The 18,683-nt window shown below is 59.9% G+C and carries 17 protein-coding genes and 1 pseudogene; 7 read left to right on the forward strand and 11 right to left on the reverse strand.

Annotated features, from left to right (window positions below):
* Window positions 1-22 precede the first annotated feature (22 nt).
* Entirely contained in the window at window positions 23-922 is a 900-nt protein-coding gene (locus UN84_RS09660) for a LysR family transcriptional regulator (protein ID WP_035595638.1), read from the forward strand.
* A gap of 115 nt (window positions 923-1,037) precedes the next feature.
* Here UN84_RS09660 and UN84_RS09665 read toward each other — a convergent pair whose 3' ends face one another.
* From UN84_RS09665 to UN84_RS09700, 8 genes are all read right to left on the reverse strand, one after another.
* Window positions 1,038-3,248: an OsmC domain/YcaO domain-containing protein gene (locus UN84_RS09665; RefSeq protein WP_046077987.1), complete on the reverse strand. Its 2,211-nt coding sequence runs from the start codon at window positions 3,246-3,248 to the stop codon at window positions 1,038-1,040.
* A gap of 245 nt (window positions 3,249-3,493) precedes the next feature.
* Window positions 3,494-4,429 (reverse strand): hypothetical protein, encoded by a 936-nt coding sequence (locus tag UN84_RS09670; RefSeq protein WP_152662824.1) that lies wholly within the window; start codon window positions 4,427-4,429, stop codon window positions 3,494-3,496.
* A 152-nt stretch (window positions 4,430-4,581) separates the two neighbouring features.
* Window positions 4,582-5,007: a hypothetical protein gene (locus tag UN84_RS09675; protein WP_152662823.1), complete on the reverse strand. Its 426-nt coding sequence runs from the start codon at window positions 5,005-5,007 to the stop codon at window positions 4,582-4,584.
* Window positions 5,008-5,052: 45 nt separating this feature from the next.
* Window positions 5,053-5,856 carry a hypothetical protein gene (locus tag UN84_RS09680; RefSeq protein WP_152662822.1) on the reverse strand — a complete coding sequence of 268 codons (804 nt, stop codon included), beginning with the start codon at window positions 5,854-5,856 and terminating at the stop codon, window positions 5,053-5,055.
* 80 nt (window positions 5,857-5,936) lie between these two features.
* Entirely contained in the window at window positions 5,937-6,293 is a 357-nt protein-coding gene (locus UN84_RS09685) for a hypothetical protein (protein ID WP_152662821.1), read from the reverse strand.
* Between the two features lie 90 nt (window positions 6,294-6,383).
* Window positions 6,384-7,237 (reverse strand): IS5 family transposase gene (locus tag UN84_RS09690; protein ID WP_152662820.1). Its coding sequence is split into 2 segments (ribosomal slippage): window positions 6,384-6,883 and window positions 6,883-7,237, totalling 855 coding nucleotides; the frame shifts between segments, so codons are not numbered across the junction.
* A gap of 60 nt (window positions 7,238-7,297) precedes the next feature.
* Entirely contained in the window at window positions 7,298-7,921 is a 624-nt protein-coding gene (locus UN84_RS09695) for a hypothetical protein (RefSeq protein WP_152662819.1), read from the reverse strand.
* Between the two features lie 54 nt (window positions 7,922-7,975).
* Window positions 7,976-8,674 (reverse strand): hypothetical protein, encoded by a 699-nt coding sequence (locus UN84_RS09700; RefSeq protein WP_152662818.1) that lies wholly within the window; start codon window positions 8,672-8,674, stop codon window positions 7,976-7,978.
* Window positions 8,675-8,787: 113 nt separating this feature from the next.
* On the opposite strand from UN84_RS09700, the pseudogene UN84_RS09705 reads away from it, so the two are divergent.
* Window positions 8,788-9,099 (forward strand): annotated as a pseudogene (locus tag UN84_RS09705) (IS481 family transposase); the annotation flags it as partial.
* A gap of 792 nt (window positions 9,100-9,891) precedes the next feature.
* On the opposite strand, the gene UN84_RS09710 reads toward UN84_RS09705, so the two are convergent.
* Window positions 9,892-11,106, reverse strand: a complete 1,215-nt coding sequence (locus tag UN84_RS09710; protein WP_046077947.1) for an ABC transporter substrate-binding protein — start codon at window positions 11,104-11,106, stop codon at window positions 9,892-9,894.
* Window positions 11,107-11,335: 229 nt separating this feature from the next.
* Between UN84_RS09710 and UN84_RS09715 the strand changes: the two genes are divergently transcribed.
* The 3 genes from UN84_RS09715 (at window position 11,336) to UN84_RS09725 (ending at window position 14,725) form a co-directional block, all read left to right on the forward strand.
* A complete protein-coding gene (locus UN84_RS09715; protein ID WP_046077873.1) occupies window positions 11,336-12,082 on the forward strand; it encodes a dienelactone hydrolase family protein in 747 nt (248 codons plus the stop codon).
* A gap of 107 nt (window positions 12,083-12,189) precedes the next feature.
* Window positions 12,190-13,446: a dicarboxylate/amino acid:cation symporter gene (locus tag UN84_RS09720; RefSeq protein WP_035595784.1), complete on the forward strand. Its 1,257-nt coding sequence runs from the start codon at window positions 12,190-12,192 to the stop codon at window positions 13,444-13,446.
* A 226-nt stretch (window positions 13,447-13,672) separates the two neighbouring features.
* Window positions 13,673-14,725: a C45 family autoproteolytic acyltransferase/hydolase gene (locus UN84_RS09725; protein ID WP_046077874.1), complete on the forward strand. Its 1,053-nt coding sequence runs from the start codon at window positions 13,673-13,675 to the stop codon at window positions 14,723-14,725.
* Between the two features lie 20 nt (window positions 14,726-14,745).
* Here UN84_RS09725 and UN84_RS09730 read toward each other — a convergent pair whose 3' ends face one another.
* Window positions 14,746-15,003, reverse strand: coding sequence for a hypothetical protein (locus UN84_RS09730; RefSeq protein WP_046077875.1), 258 nt, complete (start codon window positions 15,001-15,003; stop codon window positions 14,746-14,748).
* A gap of 193 nt (window positions 15,004-15,196) precedes the next feature.
* Between UN84_RS09730 and UN84_RS09735 the strand changes: the two genes are divergently transcribed.
* Window positions 15,197-16,738 carry an alkaline phosphatase D family protein gene (locus tag UN84_RS09735; protein WP_046077876.1) on the forward strand — a complete coding sequence of 514 codons (1,542 nt, stop codon included), beginning with the start codon at window positions 15,197-15,199 and terminating at the stop codon, window positions 16,736-16,738.
* 58 nt (window positions 16,739-16,796) lie between these two features.
* Here UN84_RS09735 and UN84_RS09740 read toward each other — a convergent pair whose 3' ends face one another.
* Window positions 16,797-17,399, reverse strand: coding sequence for a DUF4202 domain-containing protein (locus UN84_RS09740; RefSeq protein WP_046077877.1), 603 nt, complete (start codon window positions 17,397-17,399; stop codon window positions 16,797-16,799).
* Between the two features lie 177 nt (window positions 17,400-17,576).
* On the opposite strand from UN84_RS09740, the gene UN84_RS09745 reads away from it, so the two are divergent.
* Window positions 17,577-18,503, forward strand: coding sequence for a glycerophosphodiester phosphodiesterase (locus UN84_RS09745; RefSeq protein ID WP_046077878.1), 927 nt, complete (start codon window positions 17,577-17,579; stop codon window positions 18,501-18,503).
* The last annotated feature ends 180 nt before the right edge of the window (window positions 18,504-18,683 follow it).

Genomic DNA, 18,683 nt, shown 5'->3' on the forward strand with positions numbered 1-18,683 from the left:
TCGTTCTATAAAAAAGAACCCAATGAGCCGACTCAACTACCATCACCTCTACTACTTCTGGCGCGTGGCCCGCGAAGGCAAGCTCACGCGGGTGGCGGAAACGCTGCACCTGTCGCAGAGCGCCCTCTCGGCACAGATCCGCAAGCTGGAAGACAGGATGGGCAAGCCGCTCTTCGAGCGACGCCACCGCGCCCTGGTGCTGACCGAGGCAGGGCGACGGGTGTTCAACTATGCCGAGGTGATCTTCACCAAGGGCGAGGAGCTGGAGTCGCTGATCAGCCGCGGTATCGAGCCGGAGTATCAGCGCCTGCGCATCGGCACGCTCTCCACCATGTCGCGCAACTTCATCGAGGGCTTCATCGCTCCCCTGCTCAACCAGAGCGGCCAGCGCGTCCACTTCAGCCTGCACGCCCGCGACATGGCCAACCTGCTCGATGGCCTGGCCCGCCACGAGCTCGACGTGGTGCTCACCAATACCCAGATGCCGCCATCTGATTCCCCGGACGCCTCCTGGCAGAGCCAGCTGCTGGCCCGGCAGCCGCTGTCAATCATCGGCCCGCCCGACTCGACGCCCGGCCGGCCCTTCCCCGAAGGCTTCGACGACATGCGCTGGGTGCTCCCCGGCGAGCATCACGAGATTCGTCGTGCCTTCGATGGCCACTGCAGCCTGTACCAATATCGGCCGAAAATCCTCGCCGAGGCCGACGACATGGCCATGTTGCGCCTGCTGGCACGGGACAGCGGCGCGCTGAGCGTGATGCCCGAGGTGGTGGTCAAGGACGAGCTACAGCAGGGGCGACTGACCCGCCTGGAGCAACTGCCCAACGTCTACGAGAACTTCTATGCCATCACCCTGCCCCGGGAGTTCATGCCGGGCATCGTCTCGGAGCTGCTGGCACGGCCTTTGAAGGACATGGCATAGGTCGGTCGCCCTGTAGCCCCAACGAAAAGCCCCGAGCCGGTCTCCCGGCTCGGGGCTTTGCTGTAACCATGCGCCACTTCAACACGCTCTACGGCATGCTGACGTGGCCGACGACTCAGGCGCTGGCCTTCTCGGCGGCCAGGGCGGCGCGATGCGCGTGCAGCTTCTTGTAGCTCTCGATCAGGCGCTGGTGACGCTCCAGGCCCTCGAGCTGCATGCCGACCGGCTCCAGGCCCGGGAAGCGGACCGTGCCGTTCACCGCGCCCACCACGGTCTGCATGGTCGCTTCGCCGAACATGCGCTTGAAGTTGTAGAGGAAGTCGTCGAGCTCCAGCTCGTCGTCCAGGGCGATCTCCAGCACCGCGTTCACGGCCTGGTAGAACAGCCCGCGCTCGACGGTGTTGTCGTTGAACTGCAGGAACATCTGCACCCGGTCCAGCGCGTCCTCGAACTGGCCCAGCGCCAGGTTGGCCATCAGCTTGAGTTCGAGGATGGTCAGCTGGCCCCAGACGGTGTTCTCGTCGAACTCGATGCCGATCAGGGTGGTGATGGTCTCGTGGTCGTCGATCTGGGTCTCTTCCAGGCGCTCCAGCAGCTCGGCCAGACGCTCGTCATCGAGGTCGTGCAGGTGCAGGATGTCCTCGCGGAACAGCAGCGCCTTGTTGGTGTTGTCCCAGATCAGGTCCTCGACCGGATAGACCTCGGAGTAGCCCGGCACCAGGATCCGGCACACCGGCGCGCCCAGGTCCTCGTGCACGGCCTGGTAGGCCTCCAGCTCGAGCTCCTCGAGGATGCCGAACAGGCCCGCGGCCTCCTCTTCCGTACTGTTGGAGCCGCTGCCGGAGAAGTCCCACTCGACGAACGCGACGTCGGCCTTGGAGCTGAAGAAGCGCCAGGACACCACGCCCGAGGAGTCGATGAAGTGCTCGACGAAGTTGTTGGGCTCGGAGACCGCCAGCGAGTTGAAGGTGGGCGGCATGAAGTCGTTCAGGCCCTCGAAGCTGCGGCCCTGCATCAGCTCGGTCAGGCTGCGCTCCAGCGCCACCTCGAAGCTCGGATGCGCGCCGAAGGAGGCGAACACGCCGCCGGTCTTCGGGTTCATCAGGGTCACACACATCACCGGGAACTGGCCGCCGAGGGAGGCGTCCTTGACCAGCACCGGGAAGCCCTGGGCCTCCAGCGCCTCGACGCCCTCGAGGATGTGCGGGTACTTCTGCATCACCTCCAGCGGCACGTCGGGCAGCGTGATCTCCTCCTCGATGATCTGGCGCTTCACCGCCCGCTCGAAGATCTCCGACAGGCACTGCACCTGGGCCTCCGGCAGGGTGTTGCCGGCGCTCATGCCGTTGCTGAGGAACAGGTTCTCGACCAGATTCGACGGGAAGTAGACCGTCTCGCCGTCCGACTGGCGAACGTAGGGCAGCGAGACGATGCCGCGCTCGGCGTTGCCGGAGTTGGTGTCGATCAGGTTGGAGCCGGCCAGCTCGCCCTCCGGGTCGTAGATCGCCCGGCAGTGATCGTCGAGGATGCCGTCCGGCAGCGAGTCGTGCGGCCCCGGCTGGAACCACTTCTCGTCCGGATAGTGGACGAAGTCGTGATGGGCGAGGTCCTGGCCGAAGAACTGGTCGTTGTAGAAGAAGTTGCAGCTCAGGCGCTCGATGAACTCGCCCAGCGCCGAGGCCAGTGCGCTCTCCTTGGTGGAACCCTTGCCGTTGGTGAAGCACATGTTGGAGTGGGCATCGCGGATGTGCAGCGACCACACGTGGGGCACGATGTTGCGCCAGGAGGCGATCTCGACCTTCATGCCGAGGCGCTCGAAGATCGCCGTCATGTTGGCGATGGTCTGCTCCAGCGGCAGGTCCTTGCCCTCGATCCAGGTGCTCTCGCCCTCTTCCGGCTTGGCCATCAGCAGGGCCTGGGCGTCCTCGTCCAGGTTCTCGACCGTCTCGATCTGGAACTCGGGGCCGGTCTGCACCACCTTCTTGACCGTGCAGCGCTCGATGGAGCGCAGGATGCCCTGGCGGTCCTTCTCGGAGAGGTCCTCCGGCAGCTCGACCTGGATCTTGAAGATCTGCTTGTAGCGGTTCTCCGGGTCGACGATGTTGTTCTGCGACAGGCGGATATTCTCGGTGGGAATATCACGCGCATTGCAGTAGACCTTGACGAAATAGGCCGCGCACATGGCCGACGACGCCAGGAAGTAGTCGAAGGGACCGGGGGCCGAGCCGTCGCCCTTGTAGCGGATCGGCTGGTCGGAGATGACGGTGAAATCGTCGAACTTGGCCTCCAGCCGGAGGTTGTCGAGATAGTTGACCTTGATTTCCATTGACAAAGCACCGGATTCGTTTATGGGGCGACCGTAGCGCGTAGCCGGCCATTATCCAGCTTTTGGCGGGCTTCGTCTTGGGCGGGTGGTCAAAAATTCGCCGCGAGCGGGGCCACGGGATGCCTGCTGGGCCAGAGGGCATGGCGGGGCGAGGTGTCATGGTTATGAGGAAATTTGTAACGCCTCAATAACCGGCGCAGCTTTGCTGCGTCCGGCGCCTGAAAGGCGCGTAGTTGATTGACTTGTTAGCTTTCAACATGAATAACCTTCATGTTAGGGATGTTCGAAAACTTGCAGAGGTTTGTTAAAGCATCTCGTTTGATTCGAGTTGCCAAGCCTAAAATCATCAGCTTTTCACCTTCTTCTAGTTGGTTTGGCACTAACAATGAATAAGAAGTGCTGTGTAACAGAGAGCTAGTATAATCGTATATAAAATTGTACATCTCTATTAGCCCAACGTCTTCAGCTTTAACCTTCCAGCTTCGAGTATCTTTAAGTTCTTTCTCAACCCGACTCAGCTGTCCCCTAAAATCGAATAAGCTCATGGCTTCGCCATCTTTGAGAAGAGACTTCTTCACTTCTAGCCACTCATTGGCTATTTGTTCTTCCCTCTCTCTGTGCTGAGAGAGGAATGAATTGATATACGTTTTATGAAATCCAGCACCGTTAAACTCATCCATATCTAAGAATATTGAAATCTCCTGATCAAGATCATCATAAAGTTTATCTATGGCAATCTTCGTTTCCATAAACTGATCTGGGCTTGATGCTCGTTGCTCAAGTGCGGCCTCCTCAGCTGACAACTTTTCGAGTCTGCGAAAATCTTTCAGTGCGTATTCTTCGAGGCTCTTTGATTTTTCAAGTTGGTGTTTGTAAATCGAGTATCTTAACTTGTACTTAAATGACTCTTCGGCAACAAGAATTCTTGTGTTTATACAGGTTTCAAATAGAAATCGAAGATTCGAGATCATTAAAAGTGTTGAATTATTCTGTCTCTCTATTTCATTGAAACAGCGAATTAGCGAATCTAGGACACTAAGGGTTAACTCTTTTACTAGAGGTTTATTATTAAACAACCCTGCAAGCGTTCTTATTTGCTCAATGGTCTCTTGGTTTCCGTCTGCTACCTTTTTTCGCCTTTGCTCAACATATCGATCTAGTCCGGGCGCATAATTAAACACAATACTTTCCTTGAATAGCTAACGCCGCAATCAGCGGCAGACTAGTTGTTGATTGTTTTGTGCGATAATGGCGAAGCCATGCACAAAACGAGCGACGGCTAGGCTGTCCAAGCCACGAAGTGGCTGATGCTGGATTGCCTTGTTAACTGTTGCTACAAGATAACCCATTCGCCATCCTCTTGAATGCCGCACGGCCACCTACCCTTTCTATAAATTTCTAGAATCTCAGACCATTTACCTTTCTGGCCAGAGGCATATTCTTTAGCAGCGAGTCTCACACAATAGAGAGCAGCCCCCTTGAAAGTCTCAGTATAATTGTGTGGGCTATCTAGTAATAGTGAATTTTCTGGACCTACTTTCCTTAACGAGATCAAAGCTGCTTTATAGGATATTGAGGCTAGAGATTTTTCCAATTCCTTAGATTTATCCAGGATATCGATGGGAAACGGATTATTCTGATCACGACTACTTGGAAGCCACTCCCAGTTATATGTGGTATTTAAAACTGAGGATATATGGTCAGCTTTAGATAACCACTCTATCTTCTCAATTGCTTGGATGAAGTCTGAACTTTTCATGACAGTTAACGCCGCATTCAGCGGCTTGTCCGCTGCAATGCTTTGTTAGCCGCCGCGATTGTATATAGTCATAAAACTAAAAGAATCAGGCTCAATTTCTTCCTTAAGAAGCTGTTTCTTTTCCATAACATATTTTTTTAACCATCTAAGCTTTTCGACAACTCTAGGATCTGTTGAAAATATCTCTAAATCTGCTTCAATTTTACCTATTACTGTGTTCTTTACAGCCTCAATAGTAAGAGTCTCAGCTCCGGCAATGAACTGCCCACTTCTTTGTAAAACGTTGAAAGGGTTAACAAAGTATGCCTCTCCTTCAACCTCTGACACAAAAGGAACTTCAGTATACATTGAGATCAAATCAGGATCTTTCGTTGAAAGGTCATGCTCCCATTCAAATACATTCTTTCCTAAATCCTGATCGAACTGAAGCCTTGGAAAAATAGCTTCTTTAGATTCAATTTCATAAGCGCGCTCTACAGCGGGACCGAAGAAACCTAATTCATCAATAAACACATCTCCAAATGCAACACCACCTCTTGCAATAAATCCTTTACTCATTAATCTAAGAATTGTTAGTGAAACATTGTATGCAGCAATATATGAAAGGTTTACATTGTTTTTTCTTTCATTTTCAATGCCATCTTTATAGTAGAAGAAGAAATACGCACAATCTGAGAATCCGAATACCTTTCTATCATATATAACATGCGGTATTTCCTTCTGGCGCTGTTCATGAATAGTTACCTCCTCATGAAAAAGCCGATGAAGCTCATGCTTCGTCGAGAAGTCGGTGATATTTTTATATCCAATCACATCGACAAAAATGGCAACCATTTTTTTATAAGACATAAATATTCCATATTGCTGGCTAACGCCAAGCTAAGCGGCGCAGCTTTGCTGCGTCCTTGCTTGAGCGCCTTGTTAAGCGTTTAGTCTCCGATAGTAAGTTGAAATGGGGCATCACCTGAAAATTCGACACCAACTACAGCCTCTGGTTCAGACTCCGTGTCAAAGTAAACACTCCACTCGCTATCAGAGTTTATAAACGCATTTGGATTATTAAAAATTTGAGCCTCAAGCTTATATTCTGCTCGAACACTCTTAATATATTGCAGCGCAACTTCAATTTTACCGGCCCAATCTTTACATACAGCCTGAGCAAGCATGATCTGTTTGTCCGATATGCTCTCAGTTTCGATGCTTAGTATTGCACCATCCATTGATTCGGGATTGCTTTCCCAGTAGCCACCTTCATCTTGGAATTTACCGACTTGATCTATTTCCATGATTTCTCTGATTCGTTTTGACGCTTAACGACGAGCGCAGCGGCGTGCTTTAGCACGTCCGACTGACGCGGATTGTTAAGCTCTTCGCACCTAAGTTTTGTCCGAAAAGTCTGCTCGCAGGCAACGGTCTATGCACGCCAGGCATACCATGGCCCTGAAGCTGCTGGCTAATTTGTCGTAGCGGGTGCAGACCCGGCGCAGCTCTTTGATCCACCCGAAACAGCGCTCGATGATGTTTCGATCTCGATAACGGGGCTTGTCGAAGCCTCGCTGGGCGCCAGGACGCGGTTTTCGCTTCATCTTGCGCCGGGCAATGATCGGTTTCATGCGGTGCCGGTCGCAGTAGCGGCGAAGAGGGTCGCTGTCATAGCCCTTGTCGGCCACGATGTAGCGACAGCGCTTACGTGGTCTGCCCCGGCTTCCAGGCAGATGAACGTGTTCCATGGCGGGGATGAAGTGGCCTGTATCCGAGTCCTGCCCAGGCGAGAGCGTGAAGGTCAGCGGCCATCCATGCCGATCACAGACCATGTGAATTTTGGTCGTCAGGCCGCCTCGGCTGCGGCCCAAGGCATGGTCTACGGGCTCTTGGTATCCCCCTTTTTGCCGCCTCCAGAGGCGGCACGGGTGGCACGGATCGACGTCGAATCGATCATCCAGGTGTCCAGATCCATCAGACCATCCTCTCGCAAGCGGAGCTGGAGACACGCCAGGATGGTTTCGAAGGTGCCGTCATCGCGCCACTGGCGGAACCGGTCATAGACGGTCTTCCAAGGGCCGTAGCGTTCTGGCAGATCGCGCCACTTGGCGCCCGAGCAGAGGATCCAGAAGATGCCGTTCAGCACCTGGCGGTCATCGCGGCGGGGGCGCCCCGTTCTCTGCGGCGGCGACACGATGTCCTCGATGATGGCCCAGCCGTTGTCGGAGATCTCGTAGCGTCCTGCCATGGGTCACCTATGCTGCTGTGGCATAGGTGACATTAGCAAATTCGAGTTTTCGGACAAAGCCTAAGCGCTTGTAAGTTGAACAGAAAATTTCACAATGTAGTCAATATACATTTCTACAATAAATGGGCATTTTGCTAGGATTATTAACCTTTCAGTTTCTGATGGCATATTCCCATGCGCTCTAAGGTTTCTGTCCTCTCTTAAGAGAGTCAAATGATGTGGCTTAAATTTAACAGGAATGTCTTTTTTGTTTCGTTCGATGCAGTCAATCATCGAAACAAGTCGTTCCATATCCTTTCGTGTGACGCTTAGCTTGCTCTGCTCTTTTGCTAACGACAAATACTTCTTCAGAGTATTTTCAAAAATCCTACCTAACTCAAACAATCCGACATCCACATCTTTATCATTTAACTTGTCGGTAGCTTTAATGATATTGCTCACAGCCTCGGCATCAGAACAGTTTTCGAGAGGTGACAGATCTAAGTAAGGTATTGTCGGAGCAGCAACCTCCTCATCATCCATTTCGCAAAAATACTTGCCACCTTTTTTGTACTGTTTTATGTCAGTCATTTCGCTAAGGTATGCATAAAAAGTTGGCCTAAGGCAATCGACCTTCTTAGCCACCTCTTCATACAACTTAATTTTCTGTATTTTTTTCCCTTGACGCTCCTTCATAATAGCCATGACTTCCTCTTGCACCTTCTCTCTCAGCAAAGTCCTAGGCTTTTTCGTCGATAATTATGTAAGGCGAATATCATTACAAATCAGTAAATTGCTTTTACCTGATTTATCTACCACTTCGATTTCTTGACAGGACTTGATAGCTTTACGGATAGTTGCTTCAGAAGCGCTGGTTTTATCTTTTATGGCCCGAACAAGATCGGAATTCCTTATCGTCTCGTTAGCTATAAACAATTCTTCGATGGCATCCTTAATATTACTATTTATCGACTCTCCTTTAATTCTAACTCTAGAAGCGGATTTACCACCCCATGAACTCAGAGAGTACTCACCTTCCCCAGTTCTGATAAATTGAGGCTTGTCATATAAGTAGGTGACAATTGATTGCCGAGTTACGCCTGGCCTTTTAGAAGAAACATATCCGAATATATCATCAATTTTTTGTGGTTTGTTCTTCTTATGAAAAAACAACTCCATCAATTCTGTTATTGACTTGGTTGATATATCATCCCAATCCGAAAGCGCCCAAAAACCACTTTTTCCAATAGCAACAAACCTTTTATCTGACGCCATCTGGTTCGTCATCGCCCTATCGTTTGAAAACTTTTCAGCCCCCGATTCTGATAATCGAAAGTTAATTTCTCTGAGGATATCATTGAAGTGCTTTGGTTCACGGCTCCTTTCTAAAACCCTAAATGCTTTCTCTGCAAGGCTTGGTAAGCAAGAAAATCGTACTTCGATGGTATCTTCATCCACGATCTGAAAATCAGGACATACTTGTAGGGTCCCGGATGATCAAATGAGCTATAGGAGTTATCCTCTGCTGGCAGCCAGAGAACTTCTAAAGCAATTCATTCGGGAGCAGGTTCATGGACATCAAGCTGCATAAGCAGGCCACCACGACACCGAAGATCCGTGCTGAAATCCAGGCGGCACCGTCCAGCATCACGGATAGCGAGCTGGCCCGCCAGTATGGTGTCTCCCACGCGACCATCCGCCGCTGGCGGTACCGCAACGATGTCCATGACCGACCGCACACGCGTCACAACCTACTCGCCACCCTCTCGTCTGAGCAGGAGGAGGTGCTGATCGCCGCTCGTGAATTCCTGCGCCTCGGTCTGGATGATCTGCTCGTCGTGGCACGTGAGTTCCTGAACCCTCGACTGTCCCGCTCAGGCCTGCNATTAGCTTGAGTTTCCTCAAGTTATCCCCCACTACCGGGCAGATTCCTATGCATTACTCACCCGTCCGCCGCTCGACGCCTCCTAGCAAGCTAGGATCGTTTCCGCTCGACTTGCATGTGTTAGGCCTGCCGCCAGCGTTCAATCTGAGCCATGATCAAACTCTTCAGTTAAAAGCTTGATAGTTCCTAAGGTGGAACCAAACCTGGTTCAAGATTCAAACGTCTCTTTGACGAGTCGCTTGTCTTGATATCTAGTGACTGGTCACCGACATCCCGACAAGCGCCCACATGAATTATCTGATCGATTGTTAAAGAGCAGCTCGACTCAATAAGGAGAAGAGCATCTTGCGTTCCCGGCCGCTTGACCAGTGCCTCGCAAGGAAGGCGTATTCTACGTGATCGGTGCGTCGTGTCAACCGGTGATCTTCAAGCTCTCGAGAGAGCGAAGCGGGTGACCGACCATCGCGACAACAGCGTGAAGCGACATCCGATCGAGTGGCATGCATTTTACCGATTCCGCTGACCCTGTCAATCGAGCGATTTCGACAATCGCCGAAAAACCTCAAGAAAAACAAGCGCTTTTGCCACTCATTACCGCCTGCAACGTTGCCCGTCGCCGGCAGCGGATGCGTATCCTACGGGCTATCACCGGGGTAGTGCAAGGACTTTCTGATCTGACCTCCCGAACGGATCGTACCTCGCCCCGTGTCGTGGCGAAGCGGCCGCAGCCAAAAACGCCCCGCCCTCTGAAGACGAGGGCGGGGCGTTCGTTGGAACGGTACGGTCGCGCTTATTCCTCGGCGTCGACGTAGCCCTGGATGGTGAAGGTGCCGTCCTCGACCAGCATCTCCTGCACGACGCCCGGCACGTCGCCGTTGGCATCGAACTCGTGGGTACCGGAGGCGCCTTCATAGTTGATCTCGGTGCCGGCAGCGATCAGCTCCTTGGCCTTCTCCCATTCACCGGGCAGGATCACCTCGCCCGGGGCGCTGGCGACGCTGCGCAGCGCCTCGTTCAGACCCTCGCGGTCGGCACTGCCATTTTCCTCGATGGCCAGACCCAGCAGAAAGGCAGCGTCGTAGGCCTGGGCGGCAAACACCGCACTGGGATCGATGCCGGCCGCGTTGGCCTGCTGGTTGAACATGGCCGTGCCCGGCAGCTCCGGGCTGCCCGGACGAGTGGCGATCATGCCGTTGAGCACGTCGGCGCCGATGGCCTCGACCAGGCTGTCGCCGACCATGCCGTCACCGCCCACGTACTGGGTGAACATGCCGCTCTCGTAGGCCTGGCGGACCACGGTCTGGCCGGAGGTATCGGCGTAGGCCAGCACCACCAGTGTCTGGGCACCGGTGGCGGCCAGCGAGCCGAGCTCGGAGCGGTAGTCGGCGCGGTTATCCTCGTGGGCGAGGTTCTCCAGCACCATGCCGCCACCGTTCTCGTAGGCGGCCACGAAGGCATCGGCCAGGCCGCGGCCGTAGTCATTGTTGACGTAGGTGACCGCGACTTCCTGGATGCCCTTGTCGAGCAGCAGCTTGGCCAGCATCTCGCCCTGGAAGGCGTCGGAGGGCACGGTGCGGAAGACCAGGTCGTTGTCATCCAGCTCGGTGACCGCCGGCGCGGTGGACGCCGGGGAAACCATGGTCACGCCGCCCGGGATGGCGGCATTGTTGGCCGCGGCCACGGTGGCGCCGGTGCACAGGGCGCCGACGATGGCGGTGACCTGCTCGGTGTTGACCATGCGGTCGGCCGCGTTGGAGGCCGCCGAGGCGTCGGAGCAGGTGGTATCGCCGGTCGGCATGACGATGTCCTGGCCATCCAGCAGACCACCCTGCTCGTTGATCTGCTGTACCGCCAGATTGGCGCCATCGAAGATCGGCGGCGTCAGGCTCTCGATGCCGCCGGTGAAGCCGCCGAGGAAGCCGATCTTGACCTCGGCCTGGGCCATGCCGGAGAGGGCCAGGGTGGTCGCGGCCACCGCCGATGCTAGAACGCGTTTCTTCATGATTGTTGGTCTCGCTCTGGTTGCTCGAATCATCCGCTGCGCGAATCACACCCCCTCAATCTGGAAGGCCTCCGCCTAAAACACAACCCGTGGCTGCCAACGCTGGAAACCGCCAAGCCGCCTGCAACATCTTGATTGGCAAGCCTCCCTTCCCGCGTTTCAGCGATCGAACGAGCGCTTCAACGCTGGCCGCCTATACTGAGGATCCATTCCTCCATCGCCGAGCCCCACGATGCGACCGCTGACGTTTCTGACCCTGGCCGCGCTGGCCAGCACCGCCCAGGCCGACGGCCGGGAAATCGACTATCGCGTGAACGACGAAGCCTTCACCGGCTACTTCGCCCCGGCCGACGACGAACCCCGCGGCACGGTGTTGATCGTCCATGACTGGGACGGCCTGACCGACTACGAGCGCCGGCGCGCCGAGATGCTTGCCGAACAGGGCTATGACGCCTTCGCCCTCGACCTCTACGGCCAGGGCAACCGCCCGGTGGAAACCGACGCCAAGAAGGCCGAGACGGCGAAGCTCTACCAGGACCGCGAGCGCATGCGCGAGCTGACCCTGGCCGGGCTGGCCGAGGCCCGCGCCCAGGGCGCGGCAACGCCGACCGTGGTGATGGGCTACTGCTTCGGCGGCGCCGTGGCGCTGGAGCTCGCGCGAAGCGGCGCGGCCGAGGACGTGCACGGCTACGCCACCTTCCACGGCGGCCTGGCGACCCCCGAGGGCCAGGGCTATGGGCCGGACACCCCGCCGATCCTGATCGCCCACGGCGGCGCCGACGAGGCCATCCCGCTGGAAGACGTGACATCGCTGGCCCGTCAGCTGGAAGGCGCGGGCGTCGACTACGAGATCGGCATCTACGCGGGCGCGCCCCACGCCTTCACCGTCCTCGATACCGACCGCTATCGGCAGCGCGCCGACGAGCGCTCATGGTCGGCCTTCATGGCACTGCTGGACGAGGTGCTGCCACAGCAGTGAATCACTGCCGCACTTACGTAAGTTTTTAAATACTCCTTTCTGTAGAATCGCGCTCCGGCATGATTTCCCGCTACTAAAAGCCGATAAAACAGAAAGGAGCCATTCCCTTGACCGATTCCACGACGACCACCGGCGGCGGCCTCTGGCGGCGCATCCCGCTGTGGCAGAAGATCCTCGCCGGCCTGGCGCTCGGCGTCCTGACCGGCGCCCTGCTCGGCGACGATGCCAGCCTCTTCAAGCCGCTCGGCGATATCTTCATCAACGCCATCAAGATGCTGATCGTGCCGCTGGTGTTCTCGACCCTGGTGGTCGGCATCACCGCCATGCGCGACCCGCAGAAGATGGGCCGCATCGGCGCGCGCACCATCGCTCTCTACCTGCTGACCACGGCCTTCGCCATCGCCATCGGCCTGTTCGCCTCCTGGCTGTTCCAGCCCGGCACCGGCCTGGAGATGAGCTTCGACGGCGGCGTCGAGGCCAAGGAGGCGCCCAGCCTGCGCGAGATCCTGGTCGGCCTGGTGCCGCAGAACCCGATCGATGCCCTGGCCAGCGGCAACATCCTGCAGATCATCGTCTTCGCCATCGGGCTCGGCATCTCGCTGACCCTGATCGGCGACAAGGGCGAGCCGGTGGTGCGCGTGTTCGAAGGCTTCGCCGAGGCCATGGTCAAGCTGACCAACATCGTCATGGCCTTCGCGCCGATCGGCGTGTTCGGCCTGATCGCCCATGTGGCCGGCAGCTACGGCCTCGAGGTGCTGCTGCCGCTGGCCAAGGTGATCGGCGTGGCCTACCTGGCCAGCGCCCTGCACGTGCTGCTGGTCTACTCCGGCCTGCTGGCGCTGATCGGCAGGCTGAATCCGCTGCGCTACCTGCAGGGCATCCTCGACGCCCTGGTGGTGGCCTACTCCTCGGCCTCGTCGTCCGGCACCCTGCCGGTATCGCTGCGCTGCGCGCGCAACAACCTCGGCGTCTCCGAGGGCGTGTCCGGCTTCGTGCTGCCGGTGGGCGCCACCATCAACATGGACGGCACCGCCATCTATCAGGGCGTGGTCGCGGTGTTCATCGCCCAGCTGATCGGTTTCGACCTGAGCCTGGCCGACTACGGCATGATCATCGTCACCGGCACCCTGGCCTCGATCGGCACCGCCGGCGTGCCCGGCGCCGGTCTGGTGATGCTGTCCATCGTCATGGCCCAGATCGGCCTGCCGCTGGAGGCCATCGCGGTGATCGCCGGCATCGACCGCCTGCTCGACATGGCGCGCACCAGCGTCAACGTGGCCGGCGACCTGATGGTCACCACCCTGGTCGGCAAGAGCGAAGGCGAGCTGGACGAAAGCGTCTACAACGCCCCGCGCAAGAGCTGATACCGCCCCGCTGCCCAGCATGAAACGGGGCGCCGGGGACAGGTCATAGAGGGGGTTTTTGCCATGGATGGCAAAAGTAGCGCCCATGGACGGGTTCACAGCGCCCCTCGTCGACCTGTCGACGGATCAGTCCCGTACCACATAGATGCCGGGCGAGGCTTCCGCCCGGCGCCCCTTCCGATCCTGCTAGGCTGAGCGCATTCCCTCTCTCGCTCTGGAGGTCTGCATGCTCAGCGTCTTTTCCGGCTCCCGCGCCGAGATCGGCGAGGCCAACGGCCGCACCCACGCCGCCCTGATCACCTCGAGCATCGAGGTCTACGATCGGCTGTTCCACGACTTCGTCGGCCTGCGCTGGGCCGAGGCCCGCCGCGTCGCCGAACGCTTCGTGCCGATGATCGAACGCGGCTTCCCCGAGATTCTCGACGAGATGGCCGGCATCGCCCGCGGCGCCGGACTCGATGTCGAGGACATCCTCACCCTCAACTGCCGCAGCGAGATCTCGCTGACCCAGGCCAGCGGCGGCTGCACCGCGCTCTCGATCAACCGCGACGGCACCCAGTGGCTGGCCCAGAACTGGGACTGGCGCAGCGACCAGCTGCACAACGTGGTGGCGATGGAGCTGCGCCCGACGGGCGCCCCGGCGCTGGTCAGCGTCGGCGAGGCGGGCATGGTGGCCAAGATCGGCCTGAACGAGAACGGGGTGGGCGTGTGCCTCAACGCCATTCGCTCGCGGACCCTGGGCGAGGGGCTGCCGATCCACGTGGCGCTGCGCAAGATCCTCGAGGCCGAGTCGTTCGACGCGGCGACCCGGGTGGTCACCCACGACCGGGTCTGCTCGCCGGCCCACTTCCTGATCGCCAGCGGCGACGGCCGCTCCGCCGGCTTCGAGGTGCATCCCGGCCTGCCCGGCGTGCTGGAGCCCCGCGGCGGCGCGGTCACCCATACCAACCACCTCTACGCCGAGACCGCCACCTGCCAGGTGGAGGACTTCCCGCGGCCGGACTCCGACACCCGGCTCACGCGCATCGACGCACTGCTGCGCGAACGGCTGCCGCTGGGCGCGGCGGTCGATGCCGAGGCGCTGTTCGCGATGCTCGCCGACCACGACAACGCCCCGCTCTCGATCTGCCGCCACTTCAACCCCGACCAGCCGGCCGAGGAACGCATGGAGACACTGTTCGCGGTGGTCATGAACCTGCGCCAGCGGCGCCTGGTGCTGCGCCACGGTAAGCCCTGCGAGGGCGAGGACACGCTGACGGTGACGCTCGGCGACGCCTGAGTGCCGGCTCGGCCGCTCGCTCAGCTTCGGCGCCAGGCGCCCAGGCGAGGCATGCCATCCAGCTCGCCCTTGAGATAGCGCTCGGTGGTCTGCAGGAAGCGGCGCAGATGCTCGGCGATGGCCTCATCGCGACGCAGCGCCTCCAGCTCGGCCTCATCCTCTTCTTCGCCCGACGCCACGCACGGCTGCCAGGCCATGCGTACGGAACAGGCGCTGACATCGCAGATCTGCAGGCTGGGGCTGGTACCGCGAGACGCCGCCCGGATGTGATAGGCCATGTCACCCTCCCGATAGGGCCAGTTAATGATAACGATTATCAAGTGCAAATATGGGGAGGGAGGGGCCGATCTGTCAAGCGAGGGCAACGATGGCATGACGCAGGTCAAGGTCACCGCGACGTCACACGGCTGCCAAGCCAGCGTCATCGACCGCCGCCATCCTAGGGGATTCACCCCTGAGGAGAGACGGATCATGCGCATGACGCGACGCGGCGTACTCAAGCTCGGCCTGGCCGGCGGCGCCACGCTGGGCACCGGCCTGGTCGCCCCCGGCATCGTGCTGGCCGAAGCCCGGCGCCCGGTCGTCGACGGCGGCGTGATGAGCGGCGACATGCTCGCCGACCGCGCCATGCTGTGGTCGCGGGTCGACCGCCCGGCCCGGATGCTGCTCGAGATCGCCGACAACCCCGAGTTCCGCGCCGCCCGCCAGCTTCACGGCCCCGAAGCGCTGCCGACCGGCGGCCTCACCGCGAAGCTGGACGCCACCGGGCTCGGCGGCATGGACGAGGTGCACTACCGGGTGCGCTTCGCCGCCCTGGGCGACCACCGTGCGATCAGCGAACCGGTCACCGGCCGGCTGCGCCTGCCGCCGCAGACGCCACGCGACGTGCGCTTCGTGTGGTCCGGCGACACCGTGGGCCAAGGCTGGGGCATCGACGAGTCGCGCGGCGGCATGACCACCTACGCCACCATGCTCGACCAGCGCCCCGACTTCTTCATCCACTCCGGCGACACCGTCTACGCCGACGGCCCGCTGCAGGAGAGCGTCGAACTCGCCGACGGCAGCCTGTGGCGCAACCGGGTGACGCCGGAGAAGCTCAAGGTGGCCGAGACCCTGCAGGAATTCCGCGGCCAGCACGCCTACAACCTGCTGGACGCCAACGTGCGGCGCTTCAACGCCGAGGTGCCGATGCTGGCCCAGTGGGACGATCACGAGACCACCAACAACTGGTATCCCGGCGAGCTGCTGGAAGACGACCGCTACACCGAGAAGAACGCCTCGCTGCTCGCCGCCCGAGGCCGCCAGGCCTTCCTCGAGCACATGCCGCTGCGTCAGCGCCCCGAGGCGCCCGGGCGCATCTACCGCCGCTTCGCCTACGGCCCGGGCCTGGAAGTGTTCATGCTCGACATGCGCACCTTCCGCGGCGCCAACGACCGCAACCGTCAGGAGCGCGGCGCCGACCTGCTCGGTGCGGAACAGCTGCGCTGGCTGCTGAGTTCGCTGCGCGATTCCACCGCCACCTGGAAGATCGTCGCCTCCGACATGCCCATCGGCCTGGTGGTGCGCGACGACGATCGCTTCGAGGCCGTGGCCAACGACGAGCCCGGCCAGCCGCTGGGCCGCGAGCAGGAGATCGCCCGGCTGCTCAAGGCGATCCGCGACGAGGCGATCCACAACGTGGTGTGGCTGACCGCCGATGTGCACTACACGGCGGCGCACCACTACTCGCCGGAGCGCGCGAGCTTTCAGGACTTCGCCCCGTTCTGGGAGTTCGTCAGCGGCCCGCTGCACGCCGGCACCTTCGGCCCCGGCGAGCTCGACGCCACCTTCGGCCCCGAGGTGGTGTTCCAGAAGGCGCCGCCGGAAGGCCAGGCCAACCTGCCGCCCTCCGACGGCTACCAGTTCTTCGGTCAGGTCGACCTGGACGGCGAGAGCGAGACGCTGACCGTGACCCTGAAGGACGCGGCGGGCCAGTCGCTGCATCGCCAGGTGCTGGAGCCCCAACGGGCCTGAGCCCTGCGCCGGCGCCGGTCATGCCGGCGGCGGCGCGCCCGTGACGACGGGCCGGCGCTCAACCCGCCAGCGCTTCCTCCACCAGCCGGCGCGCCTCGTCGCTCATCGGCAGCCCCAGGGCCAGCTCGTGGGCCCGGGGCGACATCTTCTTCCAGGTCTTCTGCACGATACGGATCAGGTGGTCGTGATCGACCTGCTTCGAGAAATCGGCGAAGTAGTTCTCCAGGAACACCAGGCAGGCGCAGTCCTCCACCGCCTGGGTGCCCGCGTCGCGCCCCAGGCTCTGCTTGCGGATCATCGCCGCCACCCGCTCGGCGTCCTCCTCCGCGTAGCCGGCCTCGCGCATCGCCCGGGCGGTCGTCTCGCCGGCGCGCTTGCCCTGGTCGCGGCGCCAGGTCAGATAGCCCACCCGGCCCTCGGGATAGTCGCCCCGCGGCACCTGCCAGCGCTGCAGGTGCTGGTTGTGCACCGCCAGGCGCACCAGCTCGTCCGGCGCCTCGTCGAGCGCGTTCAGCCAGTCGCTCATGCGCCCGGCGTGCCACAGCTCCAGCGGCAGCGTTTCCCCCGCCACCTCCACCCGGCGCGGGTCCTGTGCGTGCAGGGCATCCAGCGCGGCCTGGGTCCGCTCATAGGGGGACGAACAGGGGGACGAATCGCTCATGGTGTCTCCTCGTGGTGATGGCAGGGTGATGAAAGCGTGATGGAACGGCCGCGAAGCGGTCATCTTCCCATGGAAGCATGTCGAGGCAGCGTTGACAGCCCGCACGTCGAACGGCCGTTTGCTCACTCGGGCCAGGCGCGCTACGTTGTTGTACGATCATTCAATAAAAGGATTCCCATGAAGATCGCCATCCGCCTTCCCCTCGCCACCGCCCTGGCCCTCGGCCTCGCCGCCCCGCTCGCGGCCCAGGCCGATGCCCTCCAGCAGCAGCTCGACGACCTGCAGGACTTCCAGATCATCGCCCACCGCGGGGCCAGCGGCCACGCGCCGGAGCACACCTGGCCGGCCTACCAGCAGGCCCGCGAGATGGGCGCCGACTACCTCGAGCTGGACCTGCACATGAGCGCCGACGGCGAGCTGATGGTGATCCACGACGACACCCTGGACCGCACCACCGACGGCAGCGGCCCGGTGAAGGACCACAGCCTGGCCGAGCTCAAGGCGCTGGACGCCGGCAGCTGGTTCAACGCCGCCCACCCCGAGCGGGCCGACGACGCCTATGCCGGCGCCGAGCTGCTGACCCTCGACGAGGTGATCGACCGCTACGGCAGCGACGTGCGCTACTACATCGAGACCAAGTCGCCGGAGCGCTACCCGGAGCTGCAACGTGCGCTGGTCGAGACCCTCGAGGCCGAGGGGCTGGTGGCCTCCGGCTCGGTGGTGATTCAGTCGTTCAGCCAGGACAGCCTCGAGCAGGTCCACGCGCTCAACGCCGACATCCCGCTGGTGCAGCTGGTGTGGTACTCCCCCGCCGAGGACGGCAGCGGCCTGACCGAATGGACCGGGGTGACCCCGCCGCCCGCCGAGATCAGCGACGCCGACTTCCAGGCCATCGCCGACTACGCCGTGGGCATCGGCCCCAACGTCGTCTACGACGGCGAGGACGTGATCGACGCCGGCTTTGTGGAACAGGCCCACGCCAACGGCCTGCTGGTGCACCCCTACACCATCAACGACCCCGAGCAGATGCAGCGCCTGCTCGACTGGGGCGTGGACGGGATGTTCACCAACTTCCCGGATCGGTTAAGTGGGTTGGTGGAGTAAGGCTGGCAGGAAAGGAAAAGCCGGAGAAGGCTAGAAGTGTTAGTCCTCTCCGGTATAACAGGTATTAGGTGGCCAGCTCGCTTGTTCACTGGAACGTGCCGTCACGTTAATTCGGGTTATACCGCCAACATCCGCCTCTCAAGCCATTGAAAAAAAATAAAATTAATCACCATTAGGCGT

Source organism: Halomonas sp. HG01 (genome assembly GCF_000968715.2).
In the GTDB taxonomy this organism is placed as follows: domain Bacteria; phylum Pseudomonadota; class Gammaproteobacteria; order Pseudomonadales; family Halomonadaceae; genus Halomonas; species Halomonas halophila.